Source organism: Nonomuraea sp. NPDC059007 (genome assembly GCF_042740555.1).
Taxonomy (GTDB): Bacteria; Actinomycetota; Actinomycetes; order Streptosporangiales; family Streptosporangiaceae; genus Nonomuraea.
Map to the genome: position 1 here is coordinate 1 of NZ_JBHYJD010000119.1, position 2,765 is coordinate 2,765.

Consider the following 2,765-nt stretch of genomic DNA (forward strand, 5'->3'; position numbering starts at 1 on the left):
TGTGATGTGACTGCGTGCCTTTTGAAGAATGAGCCTGCGAGTTATGGTGTGTGGCGAGGTTAACCCGTGTGGGGGAGCCGTAGCGAAAGCGAGTCTGAAGAGGGCGTTTGAGTCGCATGCTGTAGACCCGAAGCGGAGTGATCTACGCATGGGCAGGTTGAAGCTCAGGTAAGACTGGGTGGAGGACCGAACCCACCAGGGTTGAAAACCTGGGGGATGACCTGTGTGTAGGGGTGAAAGGCCAATCAAACTCCGTGATAGCTGGTTCTCCCCGAAATGCATTTAGGTGCAGCGTCGCGTGTTTCTTGCCGGAGGTAGAGCACTGGATGGCCGATGGGCCCGACAAGGTTACTGACGTCAGCCAAACTCCGAATGCCGGTAAGTGAGAGCGTGGCAGTGAGACTGCGGGGGATAAGCTTCGTAGTCGAGAGGGAAACAGCCCAGATCACCGACTAAGGCCCCTAAGCGTGTGCTAAGTGGGAAAGGATGTGGAGTCGCAGAGACAACCAGGAGGTTGGCTTAGAAGCAGCCACCCTTGAAAGAGTGCGTAATAGCTCACTGGTCAAGTGATTCCGCGCCGACAATGTAGCGGGGCTCAAGTACACCGCCGAAGTCGTGGCATTCAGTACCTTGTGTGCTGGATGGGTAGGGGAGCGTCGTGCAGCCGGTGAAGCAGCAGAGTGATCTAGTTGTGGAGGCTGTGCGAGTGAGAATGCAGGCATGAGTAGCGAATGCAGGGTGAGAAACCCTGCCGCCGGATGACCAAGGGTTCCTGGGCCAGGCTAATCCGCCCAGGGTAAGTCGGGACCTAAGGCGAGGCCGACAGGCGTAGTCGATGGACAACGGGTTGATATTCCCGTACCCGCTTCAATGCGCCCATACTGAACCTTTTGATGCTAAGAGTCCTTAAGCCATGGTTAAGGCCTTCGGGTCTGGCTGTGGCCGAACGCTCGAACCGATTGAGTAGTAGGTAAGCGATGGGGTGACGCAGGAAGGTAGTCCAGCCCAGGCGATGGTTGTCCTGGGGTAAGCATGTAGCCCGTGTCGTAGGCAAATCCGCGACACATGGAGGGTGAGATGTGATGCCGAGCCGATTGTGGCGAAGTGGATGATCCTATGCTGCCGAGAAAAGCCTCTAGTGAGTGTTGTGGCGGCCCGTACCCTAAACCGACTCAGGTGGTCAGGTAGAGAATACTAAGGCGATCGGGTGAACTGTGGTTAAGGAACTCGGCAAATTGCCCCCGTAACTTCGGGAGAAGGGGGACCTCTGCTGGTGATCAGGCTAGCTTTGTGAGCTGGTGGGGGTCGCAGTGGCCAGGGGGAAGCGACTGTTTACTAAAAACACAGGTCCGTGCGAAGTCGTAAGACGATGTATACGGACTGACGCCTGCCCGGTGCCGGAACGTTAAGGGGACCGCTTAGCCGACGCAAGTTGGCGAAGGTGAGAACTTAAGCGCCGGTAAACGGCGGTGGTAACTATAACCATCCTAAGGTAGCGAAATTCCTTGTCGGGTAAGTTCCGACCTGCACGAATGGCGTAACGACTTCCCCGCTGTCTCAACCGCAGACCCGGCGAAATTGCACTACGAGTAAAGATGCTCGTTACGCGCAGCAGGACGGAAAGACCCCGGGACCTTCACTACAGCTTGACATTGGCGTTTGGAGCGTCTTGTGTAGGATAGGTGGGAGACTGGGAAGCTGTCACGCTAGTGATGGTGGAGTCATTGGTGAAATACCACTCTGGTCGTTTTGAACGTCTAACTCTGGTCCGTGATCCGGATCGGGGACAGTGTCTGGTGGGTAGTTTAACTGGGGCGGTTGCCTCCTAAAGAGTAACGGAGGCGCCCAAAGGTTCCCTCAGCCTGGTTGGCAATCAGGTGTCGAGTGTAAGTGCACAAGGGAGCTTGACTGTGAGACTGACGGGTCGAGCAGGAGCGAAAGCTGGGACTAGTGATCCGGCATCGGCATGTGGAAGCGGTGTCGCTCAACGGCTAAAAGGTACCCCGGGGATAACAGGCTGATCTTCCCCAAGAGTCCATATCGACGGGATGGTTTGGCACCTCGATGTCGGCTCGTCGCATCCTGGGGCTGGAGTAGGTCCCAAGGGTTGGGCTGTTCGCCCATTAAAGCGGTACGCGAGCTGGGTTTAGAACGTCGCGAGACAGTTCGGTCCCTATCCGCTGCGCGCGCAGGAGACTTGAAAGGAGCTGTCCCTAGTACGAGAGGACCGGGACGGACGAACCTCTGGTGTGCCAGTTGTACCGCCAGGTGCACGGCTGGTTGGCTACGTTCGGAAGGGATAACCGCTGAAAGCATCTAAGCGGGAAGCTCGCCTTGAGATGAGGTCTCCCACCACGAGAGTGGGTAAGGCCCCCTAGAGACGATGGGGTTGATAGGCCGGAGGTGGAAGCACGGTAACGTGTGGAGCTGACCGGTACTAATAGGCCGAGGACTTGACCACAAAGCACACAGACCATCCGTTGTGCTGCGGGTCTGGTGGTTGCAGCGCTCTGTTACTCTTCGCCGGGTCCAGAGCAGCGCACACCAACGTACCGGCAGACCATGATGGGGTTCTGTTGCTCGCGTCCACTACGCAATTCTGAGACAGCAAGCAGTGTCTCGAAGGGTTGCGGCGGTTATGGCGGGAAGGAAACACCCGGTTACATTCCGAACCCGGAAGTTAAGCTTCCCAGCGCCGATGGTACTGCACTCGGGAGGGTGTGGGAGAGTAGGTCACCGCCGCACAAAAACATGCAAGAGGAGAA

At 57.0% G+C, this 2,765-nt stretch carries 2 rRNA genes; both read left to right on the plus strand.

Annotated features, from left to right (window positions below):
- A 23S ribosomal RNA gene (locus tag ACFWY5_RS57955) occupies window positions 1-2,461 on the plus strand; the annotation flags it as partial.
- A 167-nt stretch (window positions 2,462-2,628) separates the two neighbouring features.
- Window positions 2,629-2,745, plus strand: a 5S ribosomal RNA gene (gene rrf / locus ACFWY5_RS57960).
- Window positions 2,746-2,765 lie beyond the last annotated feature (20 nt).